Annotated in this window: 1 pseudogene; it reads right to left on the reverse strand. The window is 39.7% G+C overall.

What is annotated here, in order from left to right:
- Window positions 1–263 (reverse strand): annotated as a pseudogene (locus ACNKXV_RS14250) (LysR family transcriptional regulator); the annotation flags it as partial.
- Window positions 264–297: the final 34 nt, after the last annotated feature.

Consider the following 297-nt stretch of genomic DNA (forward strand, 5'->3'; position numbering starts at 1 on the left):
TTCATGAAATCAGCCATCAGGTAGGGGATAATATATTTTCCTGTAGAAACCGCTGAGATTCTGATTTTGCCACCCAACAGTCCTTTTAGTTCTAGCATTTTTTCCTCGATTTTTCCGAGTTCATCAAAAATCCGATCAGCAGTATCCGCTAATTCCTGTCCGAATTCGGTGATATGAATCTTTTTGCCAATGATTTCAGTCAAAGGCACTTCAAAGTTTTCTTGAAGATTTTTTAGCTGAATTGACACCGCAGGTTGAGTCATGTTCATGGCTTCAGCGGCCTTTGTTATGCTTTGA

The organism is Christiangramia aquimixticola (assembly GCF_048285835.1).
Classification (GTDB): domain Bacteria; phylum Bacteroidota; class Bacteroidia; order Flavobacteriales; family Flavobacteriaceae; genus Christiangramia; species Christiangramia aquimixticola.